General features: G+C 47.7%; 20 protein-coding genes. 8 read left to right on the top strand and 12 right to left on the bottom strand.

Features of this window, described 5'->3' with window-relative positions:
- Positions 1-22 precede the first annotated feature (22 nt).
- Both lplJ and AD710_RS13020 read right to left on the bottom strand, forming a co-directional pair.
- Entirely contained in the window at positions 23-1,018 is a 996-nt protein-coding gene (gene lplJ, locus AD710_RS13025) for a lipoate--protein ligase (protein WP_049628217.1), read from the bottom strand.
- Positions 1,019-1,030: 12 nt separating this feature from the next.
- On the bottom strand, positions 1,031-1,765 hold the full coding sequence (locus AD710_RS13020) for an MBL fold metallo-hydrolase (protein WP_047476707.1): 735 nt from the start codon (positions 1,763-1,765) through the stop codon (positions 1,031-1,033).
- A gap of 156 nt (positions 1,766-1,921) precedes the next feature.
- Between AD710_RS13020 and yhfH the strand changes: the two genes are divergently transcribed.
- Together yhfH and AD710_RS13015 are read left to right on the top strand one after the other, a co-directional pair.
- Positions 1,922-2,056, top strand: coding sequence for a protein YhfH (yhfH, locus tag AD710_RS19230; protein ID WP_016938325.1), 135 nt, complete (start codon positions 1,922-1,924; stop codon positions 2,054-2,056).
- Between the two features lie 233 nt (positions 2,057-2,289).
- Positions 2,290-3,579, top strand: coding sequence for a glutamate/proton symporter GltT (locus AD710_RS13015; protein WP_016938326.1), 1,290 nt, complete (start codon positions 2,290-2,292; stop codon positions 3,577-3,579).
- A gap of 39 nt (positions 3,580-3,618) precedes the next feature.
- On the opposite strand, the gene AD710_RS13010 is transcribed toward AD710_RS13015, so the two are convergent.
- Complete coding sequence (locus tag AD710_RS13010; protein ID WP_049628813.1) at positions 3,619-4,650, bottom strand: M42 family metallopeptidase; 1,032 nt, start codon at positions 4,648-4,650, stop codon at positions 3,619-3,621.
- 131 nt (positions 4,651-4,781) lie between these two features.
- On the opposite strand from AD710_RS13010, the gene AD710_RS13005 reads away from it, so the two are divergent.
- The gene (locus AD710_RS13005; RefSeq protein ID WP_016938328.1) at positions 4,782-5,003 is read left to right on the top strand and encodes a hypothetical protein; all 222 of its coding nucleotides are present in this window, start codon (positions 4,782-4,784) and stop codon (positions 5,001-5,003) included.
- A gap of 135 nt (positions 5,004-5,138) precedes the next feature.
- Positions 5,139-6,116 (top strand): beta-ketoacyl-ACP synthase III FabHB, encoded by a 978-nt coding sequence (gene fabHB, locus AD710_RS13000; RefSeq protein WP_049628216.1) that lies wholly within the window; start codon positions 5,139-5,141, stop codon positions 6,114-6,116.
- Between the two features lie 61 nt (positions 6,117-6,177).
- Here the strand turns inward: fabHB and AD710_RS12995 are convergent, their stop codons facing one another.
- The 6 genes from AD710_RS12995 to AD710_RS12970 form a co-directional block, all read right to left on the bottom strand.
- Complete coding sequence (locus AD710_RS12995; protein WP_049628215.1) at positions 6,178-8,511, bottom strand: YhgE/Pip domain-containing protein; 2,334 nt, start codon at positions 8,509-8,511, stop codon at positions 6,178-6,180.
- Between the two features lie 71 nt (positions 8,512-8,582).
- Positions 8,583-9,155: a TetR/AcrR family transcriptional regulator gene (locus AD710_RS12990; RefSeq protein ID WP_016938331.1), complete on the bottom strand. Its 573-nt coding sequence runs from the start codon at positions 9,153-9,155 to the stop codon at positions 8,583-8,585.
- 148 nt (positions 9,156-9,303) lie between these two features.
- Entirely contained in the window at positions 9,304-10,737 is a 1,434-nt protein-coding gene (hemY, locus tag AD710_RS12985) for a protoporphyrinogen oxidase (protein WP_016938332.1), read from the bottom strand.
- A gap of 27 nt (positions 10,738-10,764) precedes the next feature.
- Positions 10,765-11,700, bottom strand: a complete 936-nt coding sequence (gene hemH, locus AD710_RS12980) for a ferrochelatase (RefSeq protein ID WP_016938333.1) — start codon at positions 11,698-11,700, stop codon at positions 10,765-10,767.
- A 75-nt stretch (positions 11,701-11,775) separates the two neighbouring features.
- Complete coding sequence (gene hemE / locus AD710_RS12975) at positions 11,776-12,837, bottom strand: uroporphyrinogen decarboxylase (protein ID WP_029575331.1); 1,062 nt, start codon at positions 12,835-12,837, stop codon at positions 11,776-11,778.
- Positions 12,838-12,960: 123 nt separating this feature from the next.
- Complete coding sequence (locus AD710_RS12970; RefSeq protein WP_049628214.1) at positions 12,961-15,102, bottom strand: transglycosylase domain-containing protein; 2,142 nt, start codon at positions 15,100-15,102, stop codon at positions 12,961-12,963.
- A gap of 122 nt (positions 15,103-15,224) precedes the next feature.
- Between AD710_RS12970 and hmoB the strand changes: the two genes are divergently transcribed.
- The 3 genes from hmoB to AD710_RS12955 all read left to right on the top strand — a co-directional run bounded on the left by hmoB (position 15,225) and on the right by AD710_RS12955 (position 18,480).
- Positions 15,225-15,725, top strand: coding sequence for a heme-degrading oxygenase HmoB (gene hmoB / locus AD710_RS12965; protein ID WP_016938336.1), 501 nt, complete (start codon positions 15,225-15,227; stop codon positions 15,723-15,725).
- Positions 15,726-15,838: 113 nt separating this feature from the next.
- On the top strand, positions 15,839-17,224 hold the full coding sequence (locus AD710_RS12960; RefSeq protein WP_049628213.1) for a hypothetical protein: 1,386 nt from the start codon (positions 15,839-15,841) through the stop codon (positions 17,222-17,224).
- A 68-nt stretch (positions 17,225-17,292) separates the two neighbouring features.
- Positions 17,293-18,480 carry a M20 family metallopeptidase gene (locus AD710_RS12955; protein ID WP_049628212.1) on the top strand — a complete coding sequence of 396 codons (1,188 nt, stop codon included), beginning with the start codon at positions 17,293-17,295 and terminating at the stop codon, positions 18,478-18,480.
- A gap of 22 nt (positions 18,481-18,502) precedes the next feature.
- On the opposite strand, the gene AD710_RS12950 is transcribed toward AD710_RS12955, so the two are convergent.
- Genes AD710_RS12950 through ecsA form a run of 3 tightly spaced genes read right to left on the bottom strand, consistent with a single transcriptional unit; the run spans position 18,503 to position 21,212 of the window.
- Positions 18,503-19,207, bottom strand: coding sequence for an EcsC family protein (locus AD710_RS12950; RefSeq protein WP_047476700.1), 705 nt, complete (start codon positions 19,205-19,207; stop codon positions 18,503-18,505).
- Between the two features lie 42 nt (positions 19,208-19,249).
- A complete protein-coding gene (locus AD710_RS12945) occupies positions 19,250-20,476 on the bottom strand; it encodes an ABC transporter permease (protein ID WP_016938340.1) in 1,227 nt (408 codons plus the stop codon).
- Positions 20,469-21,212, bottom strand: coding sequence for an ABC transporter ATP-binding protein EcsA (gene ecsA / locus AD710_RS12940; protein WP_016938341.1), 744 nt, complete (start codon positions 21,210-21,212; stop codon positions 20,469-20,471). The genes AD710_RS12945 and ecsA overlap by 8 nt, the downstream gene beginning before the upstream one ends.
- 490 nt (positions 21,213-21,702) lie before the next feature.
- Between ecsA and AD710_RS12935 the strand changes: the two genes are divergently transcribed.
- Positions 21,703-22,140, top strand: coding sequence for an HIT family protein (locus AD710_RS12935; protein ID WP_007409220.1), 438 nt, complete (start codon positions 21,703-21,705; stop codon positions 22,138-22,140).
- Positions 22,141-22,190 lie beyond the last annotated feature (50 nt).

Genomic DNA, 22,190 nt, shown 5'->3' with positions numbered 1-22,190 from the left:
ATCATGCGGTTCGGCAAGTGTTCTAATAAATCAGTTCGAGGAAGTCTTCCAGCTCTATTTTGCCGAAATACTGTTTCAGCTCAATTCCGGCCAGCGCCTCCCTGATCGCGGTTCTGTCATACTGTTTTCCGATCAGCGCCTGTTCGACTTCACTCACATCTTTCGCACCGAAAAAATCACCGAAAATTTTGCAGTCTTGAATGATTCCTTTTTTCACTTCAAGGCGCAGATCAATTGATCCGACTGGATAACGTTTGGAATGCTGAAGATTGAATGCCGGCGACCTGCCGAAATTCCAGTCCCAGTTTTGATAACGCTCTTCAGAAATCTTCCGGATCGCTTTCCAGTCTTCATCCGTCAGCTTATATTCCGGCACTTTGGAAAGATCATTTGTATTAAAAATATGGTGAAGCAGGTGCTTTTTGAATTCATCGGCCGTCATTTTGTCATCAAGAAACTCGCTGATGTTGGCGACACGGCTTCTGATTGATTTAATGCCCTTTGATTCGATTTTGTCTTTTTTTACTTTCAGCGCTGACACCACATGGTCAATGGCCGAATCCAGCATTAATGTTCCGTGGCTGAAAATCCGCCCTTTCGTCGAGAATTGAGCGTTGCCGGAAATTTTTCTGCCATCTGCGACAATGTCGTTGCGGCCGCTTAATTCAGCTTCCACACCGAGCTGGCGCAGCGCCTGAATGACGGGTTCGGTGAATTTTTTAAAATTGTGAAAGCTGTCTCCGTCATCCTTTGTGATAAAACTGAAATTCAGATTTCCGAGATCGTGATAAACCGCGCCGCCTCCTGACAGTCTGCGGACGACAATGATTCCGTTATCTTCTACGTATTTCGTATTGATTTCTTCTATTGTATTTTGATTCTTTCCGATAATAATCGACGGCTGATTGACATAAAAAAGCAGGTATGTCTGTTCAGGGTCGAGATGCTTCACGCAATATTCTTCGATCGCGAGGTTGATCCTCGGATCGGTTATGTTTTGGTTATCAATAAATAACATGGTGCTCCTCCTCTATTTCTCCCACTTCAATCCGGAGGCCGCGATTTTCACTTCGCCCCCGAAGACAGTTTCCGCTTCTTCTTTCAGCTTGCGGTGCTCGCCGAAGTGAGGCAGATGCGTGAGAATCAGCTCCCCCGCTCCCGCCTCCTTCGCGATACGCCCGGCTTCCAAGCTGTTCATATGGCCGGCTGACGTGCCGTCCTGGTCTGCGTAAAAATTGCACTCGCAGATCAGCAGATCGGCATTTTCCGCAAACGGAATAAACGAGTCCTGATAGCTTGAATCAGCCGTATACACAACGGAAGCGGAACCGTCAGTAATCCGCATCGCATAACAAGTGACCGGATGCACCGTTTTCAGGAAGGTAATCGTGAACGGCCCGGCAGAAAGCGGACGGTCCGGCTGATAGGCCACTCCCTTTGTATGCGTTTTGTATGTAAGACGCTCAAACTGTTCTATATCAGCATCATGCCCGTAAATCGGCAGCGCATCCGTCCCTTTTCCAAGAAATGAGCCGACCTGCTTGGCAAATTGAAGCGGTCCGATATCAGCGATGTGGTCATGATGATAATGGGACAAAATCACGGCATCAAGCTCTTCTGCCGGTACATAGGCAAACAGCTTTGATAATACGGCGCTTCCGCAATCGACGAGCAAAGAATAACCGCCGGACTGAAACAGATAGCCTGAAGTTGCTTCATTTGCGGCCGGAAACCCGCCGCAGCATCCAATAACTGTAACTTTCATAGCATCCTCCGAATGTTTAAGATAAAAGATCCTTTCCTTCAATATACCTATTTTTCGTATAAATTGCATGTTTTAAACATTGTGCCAAAACAGCCGTTGATTTTCGTTAACTGTTATAATACAATGTAGAGACAACACAACGAAAGAGGGATGGGTATGTTGGATAAAATAACAGAATTTTTTAGAAATCTGCCCGGTAAAAAGTGTGCGGAATGCGGCAAAGAAATAGCTGAACAGCATGAATGCTATGGAAATGTTTGTGACGATTGCTTGAAAATAAAGGATATGTGACAATAGGGTGCCGCACAGTCAAAAGTGTGCGGCACCTTTATTTTTCGGCCGGCGCCGTACTTTCTGAATAGGGCGTTATCCACCATTATTAGCAATTATCTGTATGTTTTGTACAATTCAGTATTTTCAATCTATAATTTTTTATAGACGAATTGTTTTCTTTTCTATTATAATTTGTTCTAATAGCTATCTTTTTAGATACTTATTGCACTTTTTTCTTCGGGAGGTAATCTATGAAAAAATTACGTTTTGGATTAGCGACGCAAATTTTCGTCGGACTCATACTAGGGGTTGTAGTCGGTGTCATCTGGTATGGCAATCCTGCTGTTCCAACTTATTTACAGCCTATCGGCGATTTGTTTTTACGCTTAATCAAAATGATCGTGATTCCAATCGTCGTCTCCAGCTTAATCATCGGCGTTGCCGGCGCGGGAAGCGGAAAACAGGTCGGAAAATTAGGCTTCAAAACGATTTTGTATTTTGAGATCATTACCACTTTCGCCATCATTCTCGGACTGGCTTTGGCAAATCTTTTTCATCCGGGAACAGGCGTTAATATACATGAGGCTCAAAAAACAGATATCAGTCAATATGTTGAAACAGAAAAAGAACAAAATAATAAATCTATCGCGGACACATTCCTGCATATTGTACCGACAAACTTCTTCCAATCATTGGCCGAAGGAGATCTGCTTGCCATCATCTGCTTTACCGTGCTGTTTGCACTCGGCATCTCGGCAATCGGTGAAAAAGGAAAGCCCGTATTGGCCTTCTTTGAAGGTGTTTCTCATGCGATGTTCCACGTTGTGAACCTGGTCATGAAAGTTGCTCCGTTTGGTGTTTTTGCATTGATTGGTGTTACCGTTTCCAAATTTGGGCTCAGTTCCCTGCTTTCACTCGGTAAACTGGTCGGTTTAGTATATGTAGCTTTGGCTTTCTTTCTCATTGTTGTATTCGGAATCGTCGGAAAGCTTGCCGGGGTTAACATTTTCAAATTCCTCGCCTATATGAAGGATGAAATTTTATTGGCGTTCAGTACGTCAAGCTCCGAAACTGTACTCCCTCGTGTTATGGAAAAAATGGAGAAAATCGGATGTCCGAAAGGTATTGTTTCATTTGTTGTGCCGATCGGATATACCTTTAACTTAGACGGATCTGTGCTGTACCAATCTATCGCCGCAATATTCCTCGCTCAGGTATACCACGTTGACTTGTCCATTTGGCAGCAGATTACCCTTGTGCTTGTCTTGATGGTCACTTCCAAAGGAATGGCTGCCGTGCCGGGGACTTCTTTCGTCGTCCTGCTTGCGACACTAGGCGCATTCAACATTCCTGCAGAAGGCCTTGCATTCATCGCCGGTGTTGACCGGATTATGGACATGGCCCGTACGGTCGTCAATCTGACCGGAAACGCGCTGGCATCCGTTGTGATGTCAAAATGGGAAGGCCAGTATGATCCCGCTAAAGGCGCGAAGGTCATGAGCCTCGCCAAAACAGAACAAAACACAACCATCTCAGGTTAAACGAAAACCCTGCACGGAACTTTTCCGCGCAGGGTTTTTTTATGCCATCGGCGATAGAACGTACCGGTACAAAAGCTTCGCCGTATTAAGAAGCGATAATTCGTGCGTGCGTTCAAAGGCGTGTGACGCGTCAATTCCCGGGCCGATCAGCCCGTGGACGATGTCATGGCCCGAACGGATGGCTGCTGAGGCATCAGAACCGTAATACGGATAGATATCAAGCTGATAATCAATGCCATAGCGCTCCGCAAGCCCGGCCAGATGTTTTCTGAGCTGATAATGATACGGGCCGCTTGCATCCTTCACGCAAATAGAGACGGTATATTCATCCGTAGACTGGCCGTCGCCGATCGCTCCCATATCAACAGCCAAGTATTCGACGGTTTCAGGCGGAATGTTGGAATTGCCGCCGTAGCCGATTTCTTCATTATTAGAAATCAGAAAGTGCGTCGTATACGGAAGTTCGATTTTCTCTTCTGTGATGCGGCGGATTAAGTTCAGGAGCAGGGCCACACTCGCTTTATCATCAAGATGCCGGGATTTTATAAAACCGCTCGGTGTAATCTGCACGCGCGGATCAAATGAAATGAAATCGCCGACCCTGATGCCGAGATTGGAGGTCTCCCCCTTCGTCCGGACAGGCTCATCAAGGCGGACTTCCATATTCTCCTGATTCCGCTCTGCCTTGCCGGCGTCCTTGTAGACGTGCACTGAAGTCTGATGCATTAAAATGGTACCTGTATAGGTTTTGCCGGAAGCAGTTTGGATCTCGCAATATTCCCCTTCAATCGAGTTGTATCGGAAGCCGCCGATCAAGTCAATCTTCAGCCGGCCGTCCGCCTTTATTTCCTTTACCATCGCGCCGAGCGTATCGACATGCGCCGTCAGCAATCTGTGTTTCTTGTCATCACGGCCGGGAATCGTGACAAAAAGACCGCCTTTGCGGTTTCTGTAAGAGGAGACGCCCCAGTCTTTTAAAAGACTTTCTGTATAGGCGATAACCTCGTATGTATTGCCCGTCGGACTCGGAATCGACACCAGTTTTTTAATCAGTTCCATCGTATGTTTCATATCTGCCACAGGTCATTCCTCCTATCAATTTGATTCTTCTTAAAATATACTCTTTTGATCCACAACCCGTCCAATCTTTTCCTTCTCTTTTTTCATAAGATGAAGGGAGCATGGGGATAGGAGGGAAATGTATGATCAGCCGTAAATCGCATAAGCGGAAAAGGTTTCATAAGGATTGGTTTGAGGATTGGTTTGAGGATGATTGGTTTGATGCAGACTCCTTCTGGTGCTGTAAAAAAGACAAAGATCCCTGCAAGAAGAAAAAAGAAGAAGAACCTTGTAAGAAGAAAAAGGAAAGAAAGCATCATCATTCATGCCGCCATCACCGCCGCCACTGCTGCCGTCATTGGTAATATCACACAAGCCCGTTTTATAAATAGATGTCTCATGCTCCCCAACCAGCGGATGCTGTTTGGGTTTTTTTATTAAAATTAGTACCAAGTATTAATATCTGGTGTTATAATCTGCTTATAAAGGAGTGATTCATCATGTCAAAATCTAAAATTACAGCAATCGGTACATATGCTCCGGCACGCCGATTAACAAATGCGGATTTGGAGCGCATCGTCGATACATCTGATGAATGGATCGTCCAGCGTACCGGCATGAAGGAAAGACGTATTGCCGGCGAACATGAATTCACATCGGATTTATGTATCGAAGCGGTGAAAAACCTTGCAGAACGATACAGCGGGATCCTTGATGATGTCGATATGATCCTTGTCGCTACAACGACGGCGGACTATGCGTTTCCAAGCACTGCGGCACGCGTGCAGGCTCATTTCGGCTGGCCTCACACCGGCGCCCTTGATATTAACGCCACATGCGCCGGACTCACATACGGCCTTCAGCTCGCAGACGCATTAATCACCGCCGGTTCTCATCAAAAAGTGATCGTGATTGCCGGTGAAACATTATCAAAAGTAACGGATTATACTGACCGGACGACCTGCGTCCTTTTCGGAGACGCTGCAGGCGCCTTATTGGTGGAACGCGACGAATCAGCGCCGGGCTTTTTGGCAGCCGTGCAAGGAACGGCCGGGAGCGGCGCGGACGTGCTGTATCGCACGGGGCTGAGCGCAGAATTAAACGGCGAGCCGCTTAAGGGCGGAGGAAACATGGTGCAAAACGGGCGCGAAGTATATAAATGGGCGGTCAGAACCGTGCCTGAGGAATGCAATGTCCTTTTAGAAAAAGCCGGCTTTTCAAAAGACGATCTGGATTGGTTCGTTCCTCACAGCGCCAACATGCGGATGATCGAATCCATCTGTGAAAAACTTCCTTTCCCGCTTGAACGGACATTGACAAGCGTTGAATATTACGGAAACACTTCATCGGTTTCTATTATTCTCGCTTTGGATGAAGCCGTGAAAGCGAAAAAACTGTCGGAAGGCCAGACACTGGTATTATTCGGGTTCGGCGGCGGATTGACGTATACCGGATTGCTGGTGAGATGGGGATTTTAATAGAACGATGATCGAAAGCTGAAAAAAGAGGCCCCGAGCATTTGCCCAGGGCCTCTTTTTCTTATGCTGTGATTTCTTCTTCCGCTTTGTGTTCTTTTTTGCTTTGCACCGTAAAGTACACGATGGTCAGCGCGATCATGACAACGGCAATGCCCAATAGAATCGATGCCTGCTGCCACATGTAGGCGTAATCGCCATTTGAAATGACGGCACGGAATCCGTTAATGCTGTACGTCATCGGCAGTGCCCCGTGAATCACTTGATAGAATCCAGGCAGAAGTTCAAGCGGGAAGGTTCCTCCGCTTGCCCCGAGCTGGAGCACCAGAATGATGACAGCGATAAAGCGTCCCGGATTTCCCATCGTGGTCGCTAATAATTGAATCATGGACAAGAACGCGATGCTGGTAATCATCGTAAAGAGATAGAATCTCCAAGTGCTTTCCACATCAAGCCCGATTCCTTTTAACAGAACCGTGGCGACTATAACAGATTGAATCAGTCCGACGAGCAGAATGACGCTGAATTTACTGAGGAACCATTCAAACCCGTTTCTCGGACGGCCCGAAGCTTCAGTCAGAGGGAATACGACCGTCAGCATCAATCCGCCGACATATAAGCCCATAGACAGGATATAAGGCGTCAGTCCCGTACCGTAGTTAGGCACGGAATGAATCGCGTTATCGTCTGTTTTTACCGGATCGGCAATCATGCTGTACGTTTTGTTATCTGTCTTAATGTCTCCGGTTTGATCGGCCGCATCTTTCAGCTGGCTGGACAATTGTCCGGTGCCGTCTAAAAGCTTGCTTAAACCGGTGCCGAGTGACGCTTGGCCCTGCTCAATTTGGGACGAACCGTCATGGACTTTGTTTTGTGCGTCAAGCAGTTTCGTTAAGCCGCCTGACACTTGGCCGCTCCCTGACACTAACGCTTCTGATCCTGATTTGAGCTGGCTGAACTTGCTGTTGTATTCGCCGATACCGGCCGTCAGTTTGTTTTGGCTTTCAAAGACGGTCTGCGCTCCGCTGTATAATTTGTCAGTTCCCGCTGTCAGCTGGTTAATCGCGTCTTGTACCGCCGCCGCGCCGTTATACAGTTTCGATGTGGACTGCGGCAGTGCTTTCAGCTGATCAGCCTTCGCTTTTACATCTTCCAGCGCGCTTTTTATAACTGACATATCCGGAAGCTGAACATCTCCGCCGGACGGAAGCTGGCTGACGATATTGTCTAAATCCGGAAGGTCAGCCTTCGGAAGCTTCTCATTCAGAAGCTGAACCAGTTTCGTTTTTTGCTCACCCGTTAAGAAATCACTGTCCTGAATCACCTTTTTGACCGCATCATCCCGGGCATCCAGGCTGTTTTTCAGATCGGAAAGCTTTTTCTTAAACTGCTGCAATTCCTTTTCAGTCTGCTCAAGCTCCCCAACCGCTTTTTCAATATCTGAGAGGTTGACTGAATTGATCGCATCTTCAAATGCCGCCGCTTTTTGCGATACTTCCTGCGCCTTACTGTTTAATGCGCTTAATCCATTCGTTAAATCCGGAAGCTTTTGCTGGAGCTGCTTATGCCCGTCAAGGCTCGTTTTAAGCCCGCTGGCCACCTCGCCTCCTCCTGAAGCAATCTGTCCCGATTTGTCTTGAATGTCGGCGCTTGCGCTCTGCAGTTTTGCGATAGAGCTGTTAAGCGTTTGAATCCCGCTTGTCACTTTCGCCGCTCCGTCGGTAAGCTGCTGCGTTTTATCGCTGATGGTTGCGGTGCTTTCAGTAAGCTTCGCTAAATTTTCCTTCAGCTTGGCGCTGCCGTCTTTCGCGTTTTTCGTGCCATCGTCTATTTTCTTGGCGCCGCTGCTGGCTTTGCCGAGTCCTTTGGCAATATCTTTAAAGTTGTCAAAAATGACTTTTGCGTATTGCTCTGTCACTTCTTTCGACACGGAGGCTTTCAGTTTATCGATTGCCTTTTCGCCGATTGTCGCCCCGACATAGTTGGATCCGGCGTTCGTATGATATTTCAGATCCAGCTTTTTCGGATTTTTATCCATTACCGTGCTGGCGTTTTTCGAAAAACCTTCAGGAATCTCGACCACTAAATAATATTTAGCATTTAATAAGTCCTTTAACGATTGATCAAGATCGCTTGAAAAATGCCAATCAAAATTATCATTTTTCTTTAATTCTTTCACAAGATCGTCACCGATCTGAAGATGTTTCCCTTCGTAGTCCGCCCCTTTATCCTGGTTGACAACGACTACCGGCAGCTGATCCACCGTGCCGTACGGGTCCCAGTACGCCTTCAAAAACACTCCGCTGTAAATCAGCGGAACGAATAATATGGCAATGATGGGGATTAACAGTTTCTTGCTCGTTACAATGTCTTTCCACTGGCTTTTTATTGTATTCAACCCTGTTGCCTCCTTCCGCAAACTGACTCATTTGACAAAACGGTCACGGCACCTAAAAAGTGAAGGATCATCTATTTAGATAATCCTTGACCAACATACATTTCCAGCAATTCGGCGATCGTCTCTTTTTCAAGAGGCGGATGGTTTTTTTCCCAGTCAAATATCAGCGCGATGTAAAGCTTAAGCATGACAAAAGCGGTCAGCTCCGGATCGCACGGTTTAATGCTCCCGTTTTCAATGGCATATTCTATCTTTTCTTTAATATATGACAGAATGGCCCGCTCCATTTTCGCAATGACATCCTGAACGGCTATTGTACCAATCTCGGCGTTCTCCTGAAAAATTTTAATCGTCAGCTGGTGTGTTTTTCTGAATTCCAAAATCGCGACAAGCGCCCGGTGGACATTTTCGTGAAATGAAAGCTCCGGTTTCATCGCTTCATCGGCGTGTTCCTTCATTTCTCTTAAAATAGTGGTGAAAATGTCATCAAACAGTTCTTCTTTGTTTTTGAAAAACGTATAGATGGTTCCCTTTCCCACATTTGCAAGCTTCGCCACCAGATCCATTGTCGTTGCTTTGTAGCCGAATTGTGTAAAAGACTTCGTTGCCGCTTCCAGAATGAGCTTTTTCCGATCGACGGACATGTTTCCCACCTCGTTAAATTGACCGTTTGAACGTTTTAGTCATTTTGTACATAAGATAACTTATCACAGTCGCAAAGAAGATTCAAATGTTTTTTCTTTTTATTGGTGTTCCCTTTACAGAACGGGAACATGCAAAAAAACCTCCGTTTTAAGATAACGGAGGCTGGTACGTTTCAAATAAATAAGCCAGTGAATCATATACGGCAGCTTTTCCCTGGTCGATACAGTCTGGGATGCCCACCCCTTCAAAAGACGCGCCCGTCGCGTATACACCCGGATAGGAAGCTCTCAGCGCGTCTCTGAACTCTTTGATGCGCTCTTTATGACCGACATGGTACTGCGGCATGCTTTCGTTCCAGCGGGTCACACAGGTCATTTCCGGCTCGCCCTTGATATTCATTACTTTTTTCAAATCTTCCATTACGATGTTAATGATCTCGTTATCTGAAAGATCTACGATGGATTCATCTCCGGCTTTTCCGACGTACGCCCTGAGGAGTGTTTTGCCCTCCGGCGCCGCATGCGGCCATTTTTTGTTCGTCCATGTGCAGGCCGTGATGGAGAAGTCGCTGTTTCTTGAGATAACGAATCCCGTACCTTCATGCTCCATCTTGACGGCTCCCTCAGGAAAACCTAAGGCGACGTTGGCGACGGACGTAGAATGCATGTCTTTAAGACATGAAACCGCCGGCAGATCAGAAAGCATTTTCGCCGCGGCTTTATGCGGCGCTGTTACAATGCATCCTTCCGCATGAAGCACTTTGCCGTTATCAAGCGTCACGGAATATCCTTTCTCCTCGCGGCCGATATGGGTGACTTTCGTGCCTTTCATCACTTTTGTCAGCGTAAGCTGCTTTTCCAGCTCCTCCACTAACGTTTGAAGCCCTGTCGTCAGCGTTAAAAACTGCCCCTGCTTTTTGGCTGTCAGCTGCTGTCCTGAAGGCTGCGGACGCGATTTTTTCATACCGAGAATCAGGCTTCTGTGCTTTTGCTCAGTCTGATAGAATTGCGGAAATGTGGACATGAGGCTCAGCTTATCAATATCTCCGGCATAGATCCCTGACAAAAGCGGTTCTATTAAATTCTCAACAACTTCGTCACCGACGCGTCTGCGGAAAAATTCACCCAGAGACTGATCTTCCTTCGGCTTGCTCGCAGGCAGAACAAAATCCAGTGCCGCCCGCGCCTTTCCGGGAACAGAGAATAAGCCGGTGGAGATGAACGGAGCGATTTTTGTCGGGATGCCCATCACCGCGCCCTTCGGCATCGGATGAAGCGTCTCGTTGACGAGCACGTAAGACTGGCCGGTCGCATTGTTGACGAGCAGATGCTCAAGCCCTAAATCTTTGACGAGCTGGGGAGCGCTTTTTTTCCTTTCGAGAAAAGAATCCGGCCCCCGCTCAATGATGTAGCCGTCTTTATGCGCCGTCTGAATTTTGCCGCCCGCTCTCGGGCCCGCTTCAATCAGGGTGACCTCAAGCGGCAGCTGTTTTTCTTTGATTTCTTTTTCCATGTAGAAGGCGGCGGCTAATCCCGTTATGCCGCCGCCGATGATGACCAGATGTTTTTTATCGCCACTCATTTTTATCGCCTTCTTTACCGTTTAGTTCTACTTGTCCAGCTCTTTCAGCACGACCGCTGCAAGCGCGTCGATAAATTCGGGCTGTGCGTTCGGCATAGCCGGACGATAGTAGCTTGCGCCGACTTCATCGGTCACAGCTTTGCATTCGTAATCATTATCGTAAAGCACCTCTAAATGATCGGCAACGAAGCCTGCGGGCACGTATACAAATGCTTTATAAGGATGCTTTTGATACAGCTCGCGCGTGAGATCCTGCACGTCCGGCCCGAGCCACGGATCAGGGGTGTTCCCTTCGCTCTGCCAGCCGACTGCGTAATCGGTAATTCCGGCGCCTTCGGCAATCAGTTTTGCGGATTCCTCCAGCTGGTCAGGATACGGATCGCCGTATTCTTTAATTTTTTCAGGAAGGCTGTGCGCTGAGACGATCAGCATCGCGTCATCCCGTTCTTCTTTCGGCATTGATTCATACGTTTTCTTCACCTGGCTGACCCAATAATCAACGAATTTCGGTTCATCATACCAGCTTTCAACCGACTTGATGGTCAAGCCGCCAAGCTTCTCCGCTTCTTCTTTGGCGCGTTTGTTGTATGACTGGACGCTGAATGTTGAAAAATGAGGGGCGAGCACCAGGCTGACAGCTTCTGTAATGCCGTCTTTATGCATGTCCGCCACCGCGTCTTCGATAAACGGTTCAATATGTTTTAATCCGATGTACACTTTGAATGTGACGTCGTCCTGGATTTCATTTAAACGCTGTCCGAGCTTCTCCGCCTGCTCCTTCGTAATTTTTGCAAGCGGCGAAATGCCTCCGATCGCTTCATATCTGTCTTTTAAGTCTTGAAGCATGTGCGGCTCCGGCTTTCTTCCGCGTCTGATATGTGTATAATAACGTTCTATGTCTTCTTCTTTGTAAGGCGTTCCGTAAGCCATAACGAGAAGTCCCATTTTCTTTTTGCTGCTCATTTTGTTAAACACCTCTTTTGATGGTCTGTCTATCTTGATTTTGACAGGAAAATCTTCTTATCACCAACGATCTGCTCAGGAAGATTGTTCCCCTATTTTAGCCGCGGAGTATTCATGCACAAACGCCGTCAGCCTTTTCAGCGTTTCCGGGTTTACATCAGGGAATACGCCGTGTCCTAAATTGAAAATAAACCGATCCGTTTTCATACCCTGGTCAAGAATCGCTTTCGCTTTTTTCTCGATGACTTCCCAAGGCGCAAGAAGAAGCGACGGATCAAGATTGCCCTGAACCGTTTTTGTGATGCCTTGTTTTCTGGCTTCATCTATGCTGAGTCTCCAATCAAGACCGACGACGTCAAGAGGAAGGTCATGCCAGTCTCCGGCCAGGTGGCTTGCGCCTACGCCGAACATGATCAGCGGAACTTGTTCTGCTGAAAGCTCCCGGAAAATTCTGTCCATCACCGGTTTTATAAATTGCCGGTAATCTTCGCGGTTCAGCGCGCCGACCCAGGAATCAAAAATCTGAATGGCTTTTGCGCCGGCGTTAATCTGCGCTTTTGCATAAACGATAATCATATCCGCGAGCTTGTCCATCAGCATCTGCCACGCTTGCGGCATACTGTGCATGAACGCTTTTGTTTTGTTGTAATTTTTAGAAGGCCCGCCTTCAATCATATAACTGGCCAGCGTAAAAGGCGCTCCCGAAAAACCGATGAGCGGGACATTCAGCTGTTCGTTTACGAGTAATTTGATCGTTTCCAGCACGTAAGGAACATCCTGTTCGGGATTCAGTTCGCCGAGCTTTTCAATATCCGCAGCAGAGCGCACCGGCTGATCGATCACCGGGCCGATTCCGTTTTTAATTTCAACATCCACTCCGATATAAGGAAGAGGCGTCATAATATCTTTATATAAAATGGCAGCGTCCACTCCGTACTGCTCGACCGGAAGTCTCGTCACATACGCGCACAGCTCGGGCTGATGCGTAATTTCGACTAAGCCGTACTTTTCCTTCAGCTTGCGGTATTCCGGCTGTGACCTCCCCGCCTGTCTCATGTACCAGACAGGGACGTGATTTGTTTTTTCTCCCCGTGCCGCTTTTAAAAACGTATCATTAAACGCTTCTCGTTTACTCATCTGAATTTCCACCTTTCCTCCTGCAACCATACGTTCGTGTTCTTCGCCCATTACACTATACCTTGTTTTTTCAAAATGGTATAGAATTGAGGCCTAATGTTCAAAAAATCGCCGAATTCATCATTAAGAAGAGAAAAGCTTCGGCTGAACGTATTCCGTTCCCTCTCCTTCTTGATTCGTCTGTGAATTATATGGAACGACCTTGTATGAAGCCCCTGAAAACAGATTGGCGTATGGTATGTCAAAGCTGCCTTTTCCTTTCACCGAATCCAGAAGCTTGTCTTTTCCGTCTTTCTTTTCATATATTCGGTAAACAACCCGATCATCCTTTTGAGCATCCCATTTTAATTGAACCGTAATCAGTCCCATCGCCTTAAATGTATAACCGGCCGACAGGGACTTCACCGCTTTCAGTTCAATCGGGCTTCCCAGTTCTTTCACATTTTCAGGCTTTTCGAATGTTTTGCCGTTTTCCCCCGCTTTTGTGACGATATCTTTAAAGAGTCTGACAGGATACTGGCTTCCGCCTTTCAGGTAATGGGCTTTATCTGTTTTGTCATACCCCATCCAGATGGCTCCCGTCAGTCCGGGAGTGTATCCCGCAAACCAGGCGTCCTTCGTGGCGCCGGGGACGCCGGTAAATGACGTCGTGCCGGTTTTCCCCGCAAGGCCGCCCTGATAGCTGCCTTGTGAAGCGGTTCCTTCTTTTACGACCTGCTGAAGCATCCTCGTCATATTCCATGCCGTCTGTCCGCTGAAGACGCGCGTTTTGCCGTTTTTAGGCCCGGAAATCGTTTCTCCGTCTTCGTCCGTGATGTTCTCTATAAAAAATGGCTTCGTATACATTCCGTTTGCCGCAAATGTATGATAAGCTCCGGCCAGCTGAAGCGGGGTGACGCCTTCTGACAGACCGCCCAGCGCAATCGCGAGTCCGTTGTCAGAAATGTTTATGCCGTTTTTATTAAGATACGATTTTCCCGTATCCACGCCGATCTGCTTCAATGTCCAGACAGCGGGCGCATTTATGCTGTAGGTGATCGCGTCCTGCATCGTCACTTGCCCCTTGTACTGTCCGTCATAATTTTTCGGTTCGTACCCGTTGTAAGACTGCAGTTTGTCTTGAAGAAGCGAGTATGGTTTGAACTTGTCCTCCTGCATGGCGGGCCCGTATACGGCAAGCGGCTTAAACGTTGAGCCCGGCTGCCGCGGCGCCGTTACCCTGTTGTATCCTTTTGTCACATAGTCGCGACCGCCGACCGCCGCGCGGACGCCTCCGGTTTTATTATCAATAAAGACGGCGCTTCCCTCCGCCGCCTGATCCGTTCCCGGAAAATAGCCGCTTTCCCTCATGAGCGTATATGCCGTTTTCTGCAGTTTGGAATCAAGCGATGTCCGAATCGTATAGCCGCCTTGAAGAAGCTGTTCGCCTGACATCGAATAACGGGATTCCGCCTCCTTGATGACAAGATCGATATAACTGTCAAACCAAGGCGTTTCAGATGTTTTCTTGATATGAAGCCCCAATGTCCGGCCCTGGGCTCTGACGGCTTCTTTTGCGCTGATATAGCCTTGATCGTTCATCATGGAAAGAATCGTATCGCGCCGCTCTTTATTTTTGCCGGGATGCTGAATCGGCGAATAAAGGGAAGGCGCCTTCGGTATAGCCGCCAGAACGGCGCCTTCTGCAACGGTTAAATCTTTTACTTCTTTATTAAAATAGTAGTGAGACGCGGCTTGAATGCCGTAAACGCCATGGCCGAAATAGAGCTGGTTCAAGTACATTTCAAGCAGCTTATCCTTGCTGTAATCACGCTCAAGATTGATGGCGATAATGACTTCCTTCGTTTTGCGCAAAAATGTTTTATCATGAGTCAGAAAAATGTTTTTCGCCAGCTGCTGGGTGATCGTGCTTCCGCCCTCCACCTTGCCGCCCGCTAAAATATCCCGGAACATCGCCCGGCCGACAGACTTTACATCAATGCCGTGATGTTCGTAAAATCGTTTATCTTCAACGGCGATAAAGGCATCTCTCACATCTTCAGGAACCTCCTGAATGGATACCGGTTCGCGGTTTTCCGTATAAAGACTCGCGATTTCATCACCGTTTTGATCGACGATTTTTGAAGATGCGTGCAGTATTAATTTCTTTTCATCGATGACATAATGGCCGAGAAATATAATGATAATGTATCCGATTAACGCGAGAAAAGCGGTTACCGCCGCAATTACAGCCGGAATAAAGAATCTTTTTTTCTTTTTCAGCATAAGTCACCTCGCCTTTCTTAACTTGTAGTATGGGAAATATTGTTTCGAATTATGTCAGAATGAGTCGCCAATAGAAACTTATACCACTCTTTTGTTATACTAGCAAGCAGGAGGTGGCTGATATGAAGGTTTATATTACATATGGGACAGCCGATTTTTTAAAAACGATTGCAAAGAAACACCCAAATGAGAATATGGTGCTGATGCAAGGAGAGGAAAATGCGATTTTAATCCATGAGACAAATGGCGAAACCGTTTTTCAGGCGCCCCATTCCTATGAAAGCATCGACAGTGTCGGGGAAATCAAACATCCGGGCTACGCCGTCCTCAATAACATCGCCGTTACCCAGGAAGGCCGTCCGCTGTTTGAAAACCGGTTTAAAAACCGCGCCGGCAAAGTGGAAAATGAACCCGGCTTTGAAGCCATCCGCGTATTAAGGCCGCTTGAAGGCGATACGTATGTCATCCTGACCCTGTGGGAAGAGGAAAAAGCCTTTCAGGGCTGGCAGCAGTCAAACTCTTATCAGGAAGCCCATAAAAAACGCGGAACATCAGCCGGCATCGACACGACGTCCATTTTCTCCCGTCCGTCTTATGTAACCGCTTATTACGCTATAGATTAAAACCGCCGGAGATTCTCCGGCTTTTTTAGTCCCGATTTTCCGCCTCCCCTTTGCACCTTCCGTCCGCCTATGAATAACCTGTAGCAATCCTATTTATAAACGGAGTGGTTCAATTGGGGATCGGCGTCTACTCGGTACACCTGCTTTATGTTGCTTTTATCGCGGCCATTATCGTTTTTATGCTTCTCAGAAAAGATACAACCTTTATTTCACTTGCCGGTATTTTTGTGATTGCGCTATGGACGACGCATTCATTCTCCGCTTCGGTCAGCAGCCTGTTTCACAGCTTCACGTATGCCGCCGGGGAATTGCTGCCGACGATTTTTATTATTTGTTTTATCGTGGCCATGAGCGGACTTTTGACCAAAACAGGTATTAATGAAGCGATGATTTCTCCGTTTGCGAAGCTGATGAAGGGGCCGGCTGCCGCGTATTGGATCATCGGCTGCCTGATGTTTGCCATCTCTCTTTTTTTCTGGCCGTCACCCGGTGTGGCGCTGATCGGCGCTGTGCTGCTTCCTGCGGCGATCCGGGCGGGCCTTTCTCCGATCGCCGCGGCAATGGCGATGAACCTGTTCGGCCACGGATTCGCTTTATCAGGTGATTACGTCATTCAGGCGGCGCCGAAATTGACAGCCGATGCCGCGGGCGTTCCTGTGGGCGATGTCATGCAGGCTAGTATTCCGCTCGTTTTAATCATGGGGTTAACGACGACAATCACCGCTTTTTTTCTCATCATGCGGGAGCGAAAAAAAACGCAGGTCCCCCTCTCCTTTGACAGCTCCGGTTCTTTGGACACAAGCATGTATCTCCCGAAAAAACTCAGGGTGACTCTGGCTGTTCTCATTCCGCTTGTTTTCCTCGCCGATATTATCTGCATGATCGTCTACCGCCTGCAGGGAAATGATGCGACGGCACTCGTCGGGGGAACGGCGATCGGTATTCTCCTGATCATTCATTTCATCGTGCATAAGCAGCGGCATTTAGAAAAGATCACTGAGTATTTTATCGGCGGTTTTCAATTCGGCTTTAAAGTATTCGGCCCCGTCATTCCGATCGCGGCGTTCTTTTATCTTGGTGACGCGGGGTTTAAAAGTATGTTGAACACCCCCCTGCCGAAAGGGTCTGCGGGTATCGTCAATGACCTTGGCCTGGCGCTGTCCCATTCCTTTCCGATGTCCGGGGAATTCGCCGGCATCGCCCTGACCGCAGTCGGTGCGATTACCGGGCTTGACGGTTCAGGCTTTTCCGGTATTTCTCTTGCAGGATCGATGGCAAAGCTGTTTTCCGCCGCGCTTCATACGAATCCGGCCGTTTTAACGGCGCTGGGCCAGATTTCAGCGATCTGGGTCGGGGGCGGAACATTGGTCCCTTGGGCACTTATTCCCGCTGCGGCTATTTGTAAAGTTGACCCGTTTGAGCTTGCCAGAAAAAACTTTATCCCGGTGACGGCCGGGCTTATCGTCACGACGATTGCCGCCATCATCATTCTTCCGTAGCAAAAAGATTGAAATCTTCTGACATTTTCTATACAATCATGGGAAAAGCAGACGAGGGGGCACCGCTTTTGACATTAACGACACTTCAAAAAAGCTTGTACGCTCAGCTTGACGGGCTGTATGAGGAAATGGTTGAAATCAGACGTCACCTTCACAGGAATCCCGAGCTTTCCTTTAAAGAGAAAAAAACACCGGAATTCATCGCTTCGTTTTATGAAAAGCTCGGCGTTCCCATCCGGACGAACGTGGGGGGAAACGGCGTCACAGCCTATATTGAAGGCGGAGAACCGGGACCTTGTGTCGCGCTCAGAGCTGATTTTGATGCTTTGCCGATACAGGATGAAAAAGATGTGCCCTATGCTTCACAAATTCCCGGCGTCATGCACGCCTGCGGCCACGACGGCCATACGGCGGCTCTGCTTGCTGCCGGAAAAGTGCTTTATCACAACCGGGAAAAACTGAAAGGATCATTTGTGATGATCCACCAGCACGCCGAGGAATTATCTCCCGGCGGAGCAACATCAATGATTGAGGACGGCTGCCTTGAACATGTCGATGCCATTTTCGGCACACACCTATGGGCGACTGAACCCGTCGGAACGGTCTTATGCCGCCCGGGCCCAGTAATGGCCGCCGCTGACGGCTTTACGATTAAAGTCATCGGCAAAGGCGGCCACGGTGCGATCCCTCACGATACGAAAGACGCCGTTTTAATCGGCTCTCAAATCGTCACGGCCCTTCAGCATATCGTGAGCCGGCGTGTAAACCCTATGCAGCCGGCTGTCATCTCAGCGGGCTCATTCATCGCTGAAAATCCGTTTAACGCCATTGCTGATCAGGCAGTCATCACAGGCACCGTACGCTCGTTTGATGAAGAGGTGCGCAGCCTGCTCGAAGCAGAAATAGAAGCCGTCGTAAAAGGGATTTGTTCCATGCACTCCGCTTCTTATGAGTATCGTTTCAAACGCGGCTATCCCGCCGTCGTCAATCATCCGGAGGAAGCGGCGCACGCTGCGGCAGCCGCCGCGGAAACAGACGGCGTCACGAAAGTCGTTGAAGGAGAGCCGCAGATGGCGGGAGAGGATTTTTCCTATTATCTGCAGCATACAAAAGGCGCTTTTTTCTTTACGGGCGCCGCTTTAGACGATGCGGAATCTATTTACCCTCACCATCATCCGAAATTTGATTTTAATGAAAAAGCGATGCTGACCGCCGCCAAGGTGCTGATCGGCGCCGCAGTGAGCTACCCCCGATAGGGCATAAAAAACAGCCGGTACATTACGTACCGGCTGCTGTGATTCTTAAATGATAAACGTGCCTTGCCGTCTCGCCGAGCTGTGACAGCAGTTTATAATTGGCCGCTCCGCCCACGGCGGCTCCGACGACCGGCAAAAGCTGAAACAATTTCACCACGTCCAGATAGTCGCGGTATTCCTGCTGAAAAACTCTCCAATCAACTTCATGCTTTTTTGAATCCCAATGTTCAATGATTGAATATATGCGTTTCCGCTGTTCACCGCTTGAGAAAGCAAGCTGAAAAATAAACAGCAAAAACAATCGTTCATCTCTATCTTTCACATCATAGCCGTAAACGGAGGCAAGATCGAACAGACATTTCATTTTAATGGACAACAGCAAAGGAAAGTCAGCCATCCCAAAAAAAATTCCGCCGGCCCCCGTACCGATGCCCTCGGCTGCCGCCACCTTTTGATAGGATGCGATAGTTTGTCTGGCAAGGGCATCTTTTTCTGTAAGCGACATGCCGCTTGTATCCCGCTTGCTTTTTACCAGGTTTGACCCCGCCATTGTTGCCTCGGTCATTTTTTTAATGCTTTCTGTGATGACGGCATGAATTTTTCCGGGAATCCGCTCATTTATTTTCGCCTGCATGCCTTTAGAAAAACGTTCAAACATGGAATCCTTACGCAAAAAACGCGCTTTCCATTGCAGGGCTTCCTGTATCAGCTGCTGATCGCCGGTCATCCGCGTCTCCTTCTTTCGTAAAGGTTTCAAAAACCCGTTTGATTACAGCCTGCCGTACTTTTTCAATCTGCCGCCCATATACGAAGGCATAATCACAAAGATCAGGACGGCTGAAGCGATAGCGGCATAAAGCGCCCCGCTGACTCCCGCGGCATAGGCCGACGCTGCCGAAAACAGCAGTGCCTGCACGGTTAACGCCGATTTCATCAGTGAAAAGAAACTTTTCAGCTTCACTTTCTGATTGACCGGGTAAAGCTCCTGTAACGACAGATGTTGAAAATGCCCGAACAGCGGCAAAAGCTGTATCCCCGTAATAAAGACGGTAAATACGGTTAACGCCGCCGTTATCAACGGATTGGCGGAAACGAGCATAATAATCAGGATAAAAATAATCGTGAGTCTGACCTGAATGCCCAGATAATCATTTGAACGAAGAAAGGCCCGCGCATACATATAGGAGAACGTTTTCCGCTGCTCGAACGGAATCATTCTGAGCAAAAAGTCGAGATACGCCCGGCGTTTTGCCTGTTTCTTCAAGTGAGGCACATCGGTAAACAGATTGGCAATTCTGTAAAACCGCTGCTTCCTTCTTAATTCATATTCAATATGAGCTTCCCATTTTAACGATTTATGTTTCGCAGCTGATGTGAAATAGACATAAAGGCCGGCCATTACAATGTAGACGGCGGCAGCGTACAGATAAAACGATTGTAAGACGAAGTATAAAAGCAGCATGTTGCAGATAAAGCGTATGACCGCATCCATCATTTTCATACTTCTGTCATTCATAAATGTCATCCGCCACTCCATGGCCTGATTCCACGCTTTCACCGCCAGCATCTGAATAAAAACGGCGGCATACGACGCAAGCGACGCCCCCGGACTTACAGCGAAAAACAGAGGCATGCATACAAGCGACAGAGCGATAAGCGGAAACAGCTGTGACAGATAGCTGTACTTGAATGCATGCTTAAAGTAAGTCCCCATTTTCGGTTCAAGCGGCAGCAGAAACACGAGATCCGCTTCCTTTAACAGCGTCCGGACGTATGAACCCGTCAGCACGATAGAAAAGAGCACCGCCATCACCCAAAAGGACGGGAAATGAACGGGAATGTCTTTGACCCATTTGCTGTACCAGCTCGCAGCGCCGGCAATAAAAAAGATCAGGACAATGACGAGATGATCATTGAGCATATATTTCATATACATTCTGGTTTCCTTTATATGCTCCTCAAGCCGGGACTGCCAAATAGTAGACATATTATTCATGGCCGGCGTCTTCCTTCGTCAGTTCAATATATAAATCATCAAGAGCGGCGTCTCTCATGCCGAACTGCTCTCTCAATTCTTCCAGCGTTCCGCTTGCGCGTACTTCGCCGTTATGTAAAATGATGAAAGCGTCACAGTAGCGCTCTGCCGTCGCCAGTATATGCGTTGACATCAGCACGCTTGATCCGGCTTTTTTCGCGGCGTCCATCCGCTCCAGCAATGCATTGATCGCAAGCGGGTCAAGCCCGAGAAACGGCTCGTCAATAATATAAAGCGAAGGCTCCGCGAGAAACGCACACATGATCATGACCTTCTGCTTCATCCCCTTGGAAAAGTGAGCGGGAAACCATTTCAGCCTTTTTTCCATTCTGAATTCTTTCAGAAGCGGCGGAAGCCTTTTTTCAAGCGTTTCTTTCGAAAGGCCGTACGCCATGGCCGTCAGCTCCAAATGCTCTTTGAGCGTCAGTTCTTCATACAGCACCGGCGTTTCGGGGATATACGTAAATTGCGAACGATAGCCCTCTTTATCCTCTGAAAACGTCTTGCCGTTCAGCTCGATCGAGCCTTTATGCGGGTCCATTAAACCGATAATATGCCGGATCGTCGTGCTCTTGCCCGCGCCGTTTAATCCGATGAGTCCGACAATCTGGTTCGGCTCAAGGGTGAATGAAACATTTTTTAAAACCGGGTTTCTCGTATAACCGCCGGTTAAGTCTTTTACCGATAGCAGAGACATAATTTCTCCCCTTCTGATTCGTTTTTCTTCATAGTACCAAAAATAAAGGCTGATTTGAAACGATTCCCTTTTTTTCTCACGTAAAAAAGCCTGCATAGTTATCGTGACAGCGGACATCATAATATGTGTAGAAGGAAACAGCTTTAATCAACTGAAAATGAGGTGTTTATAAAAGACGTCTTAGAACAGTTGGATGAAAATCAACATGTCTTATGCTTACAATTTCTTCACACACTGCTTTGATGATGTTCTTCAGTCATGATGAAATAATCAAATGAGGTGTTTGTCCCAGGAATGATCAAGCAGACCCATAAGTCTTCATTTTAAAAACAAATGAGGTGCTTACAAAAGGCATATTCAATTTTCTGTGATAAAGCTCGTACTTCTGCATCAGGATGAACGCCAGCCGTTCATCCTGTTTTTTATTTCGGCAAGTTTTGTGGTACGATGAGAATATACATATATTTCTTTTCAGGGAGGAAACCCATCTATGCACAAAGCGGACGATTGTATTTTCTGCAAAATCATTGCCGGCGACATTCCGTCTTCAAAAGTATATGAAAACGAACACGTCGTTGCGTTTCTCGATATCAGCCAGGTCACAAAAGGCCACACGCTCGTCATTCCGAAAACACATATCGAAAACGTGTACGAGTTTACGCCTGAGCTTTCTAAAGAATATTTTGAAGCGGTGCCGAAAATCGCGCGCGCCATCCGGGATGAATTCGAGCCGATCGGGCTGAATATTCTCAATAACAACGGTGAAAAAGCGGGCCAATCCGTGTTCCATTTTCACATGCATATCATTCCGCGTTACGGAAAAGGCGACGGATTCGGAGCCGTCTGGAAGACACATGCCGAAGACTATACGCCTGACGATCTTCAGGAGATCGCTTCAACCGTCAGAAAACGGCTTGCCTCATCTTAAGGATGAGGTTTTTTTGCGCCCGAAACATAAAATACATAAAATAATATTTT

Source organism: Bacillus sp. JFL15, from assembly GCF_001184225.1.
GTDB lineage: Bacteria > Bacillota > Bacilli > Bacillales > Bacillaceae > Bacillus > Bacillus siamensis.
This window is presented reverse-complemented; position numbering and strand designations above follow the sequence as displayed.

What these genes read in the sequence shown, in the direction of transcription:
- lplJ (WP_049628217.1), bottom strand. Translation starts at nt 1,018, where the DNA reads ATGTTATTTATTGATAACCAAAACATAACCGATCCGAGGATCAACCTC.
- AD710_RS13020 (WP_047476707.1), bottom strand. Translation starts at nt 1,765, where the DNA reads ATGAAAGTTACAGTTATTGGATGCTGCGGCGGGTTTCCGGCCGCAAAT.
- yhfH (WP_016938325.1), top strand. Translation starts at nt 1,922, where the DNA reads ATGTTGGATAAAATAACAGAATTTTTTAGAAATCTGCCCGGTAAAAAG.
- AD710_RS13015 (WP_016938326.1), top strand. Translation starts at nt 2,290, where the DNA reads ATGAAAAAATTACGTTTTGGATTAGCGACGCAAATTTTCGTCGGACTC.
- AD710_RS13010 (WP_049628813.1), bottom strand. Translation starts at nt 4,650, where the DNA reads ATGAAACATACGATGGAACTGATTAAAAAACTGGTGTCGATTCCGAGT.
- AD710_RS13005 (WP_016938328.1), top strand. Translation starts at nt 4,782, where the DNA reads ATGATCAGCCGTAAATCGCATAAGCGGAAAAGGTTTCATAAGGATTGG.
- fabHB (WP_049628216.1), top strand. Translation starts at nt 5,139, where the DNA reads ATGTCAAAATCTAAAATTACAGCAATCGGTACATATGCTCCGGCACGC.
- AD710_RS12990 (WP_016938331.1), bottom strand. Translation starts at nt 9,155, where the DNA reads ATGTCCGTCGATCGGAAAAAGCTCATTCTGGAAGCGGCAACGAAGTCT.
- hemY (WP_016938332.1), bottom strand. Translation starts at nt 10,737, where the DNA reads ATGAGTGGCGATAAAAAACATCTGGTCATCATCGGCGGCGGCATAACG.
- hemH (WP_016938333.1), bottom strand. Translation starts at nt 11,700, where the DNA reads ATGAGCAGCAAAAAGAAAATGGGACTTCTCGTTATGGCTTACGGAACG.
- hemE (WP_029575331.1), bottom strand. Translation starts at nt 12,837, where the DNA reads ATGAGTAAACGAGAAGCGTTTAATGATACGTTTTTAAAAGCGGCACGG.
- AD710_RS12970 (WP_049628214.1), bottom strand. Translation starts at nt 15,102, where the DNA reads ATGCTGAAAAAGAAAAAAAGATTCTTTATTCCGGCTGTAATTGCGGCG.
- hmoB (WP_016938336.1), top strand. Translation starts at nt 15,225, where the DNA reads ATGAAGGTTTATATTACATATGGGACAGCCGATTTTTTAAAAACGATT.
- AD710_RS12950 (WP_047476700.1), bottom strand. Translation starts at nt 19,207, where the DNA reads ATGACCGGCGATCAGCAGCTGATACAGGAAGCCCTGCAATGGAAAGCG.
- AD710_RS12945 (WP_016938340.1), bottom strand. Translation starts at nt 20,476, where the DNA reads ATGAATAATATGTCTACTATTTGGCAGTCCCGGCTTGAGGAGCATATA.
- ecsA (WP_016938341.1), bottom strand. Translation starts at nt 21,212, where the DNA reads ATGTCTCTGCTATCGGTAAAAGACTTAACCGGCGGTTATACGAGAAAC.
- AD710_RS12935 (WP_007409220.1), top strand. Translation starts at nt 21,703, where the DNA reads ATGCACAAAGCGGACGATTGTATTTTCTGCAAAATCATTGCCGGCGAC.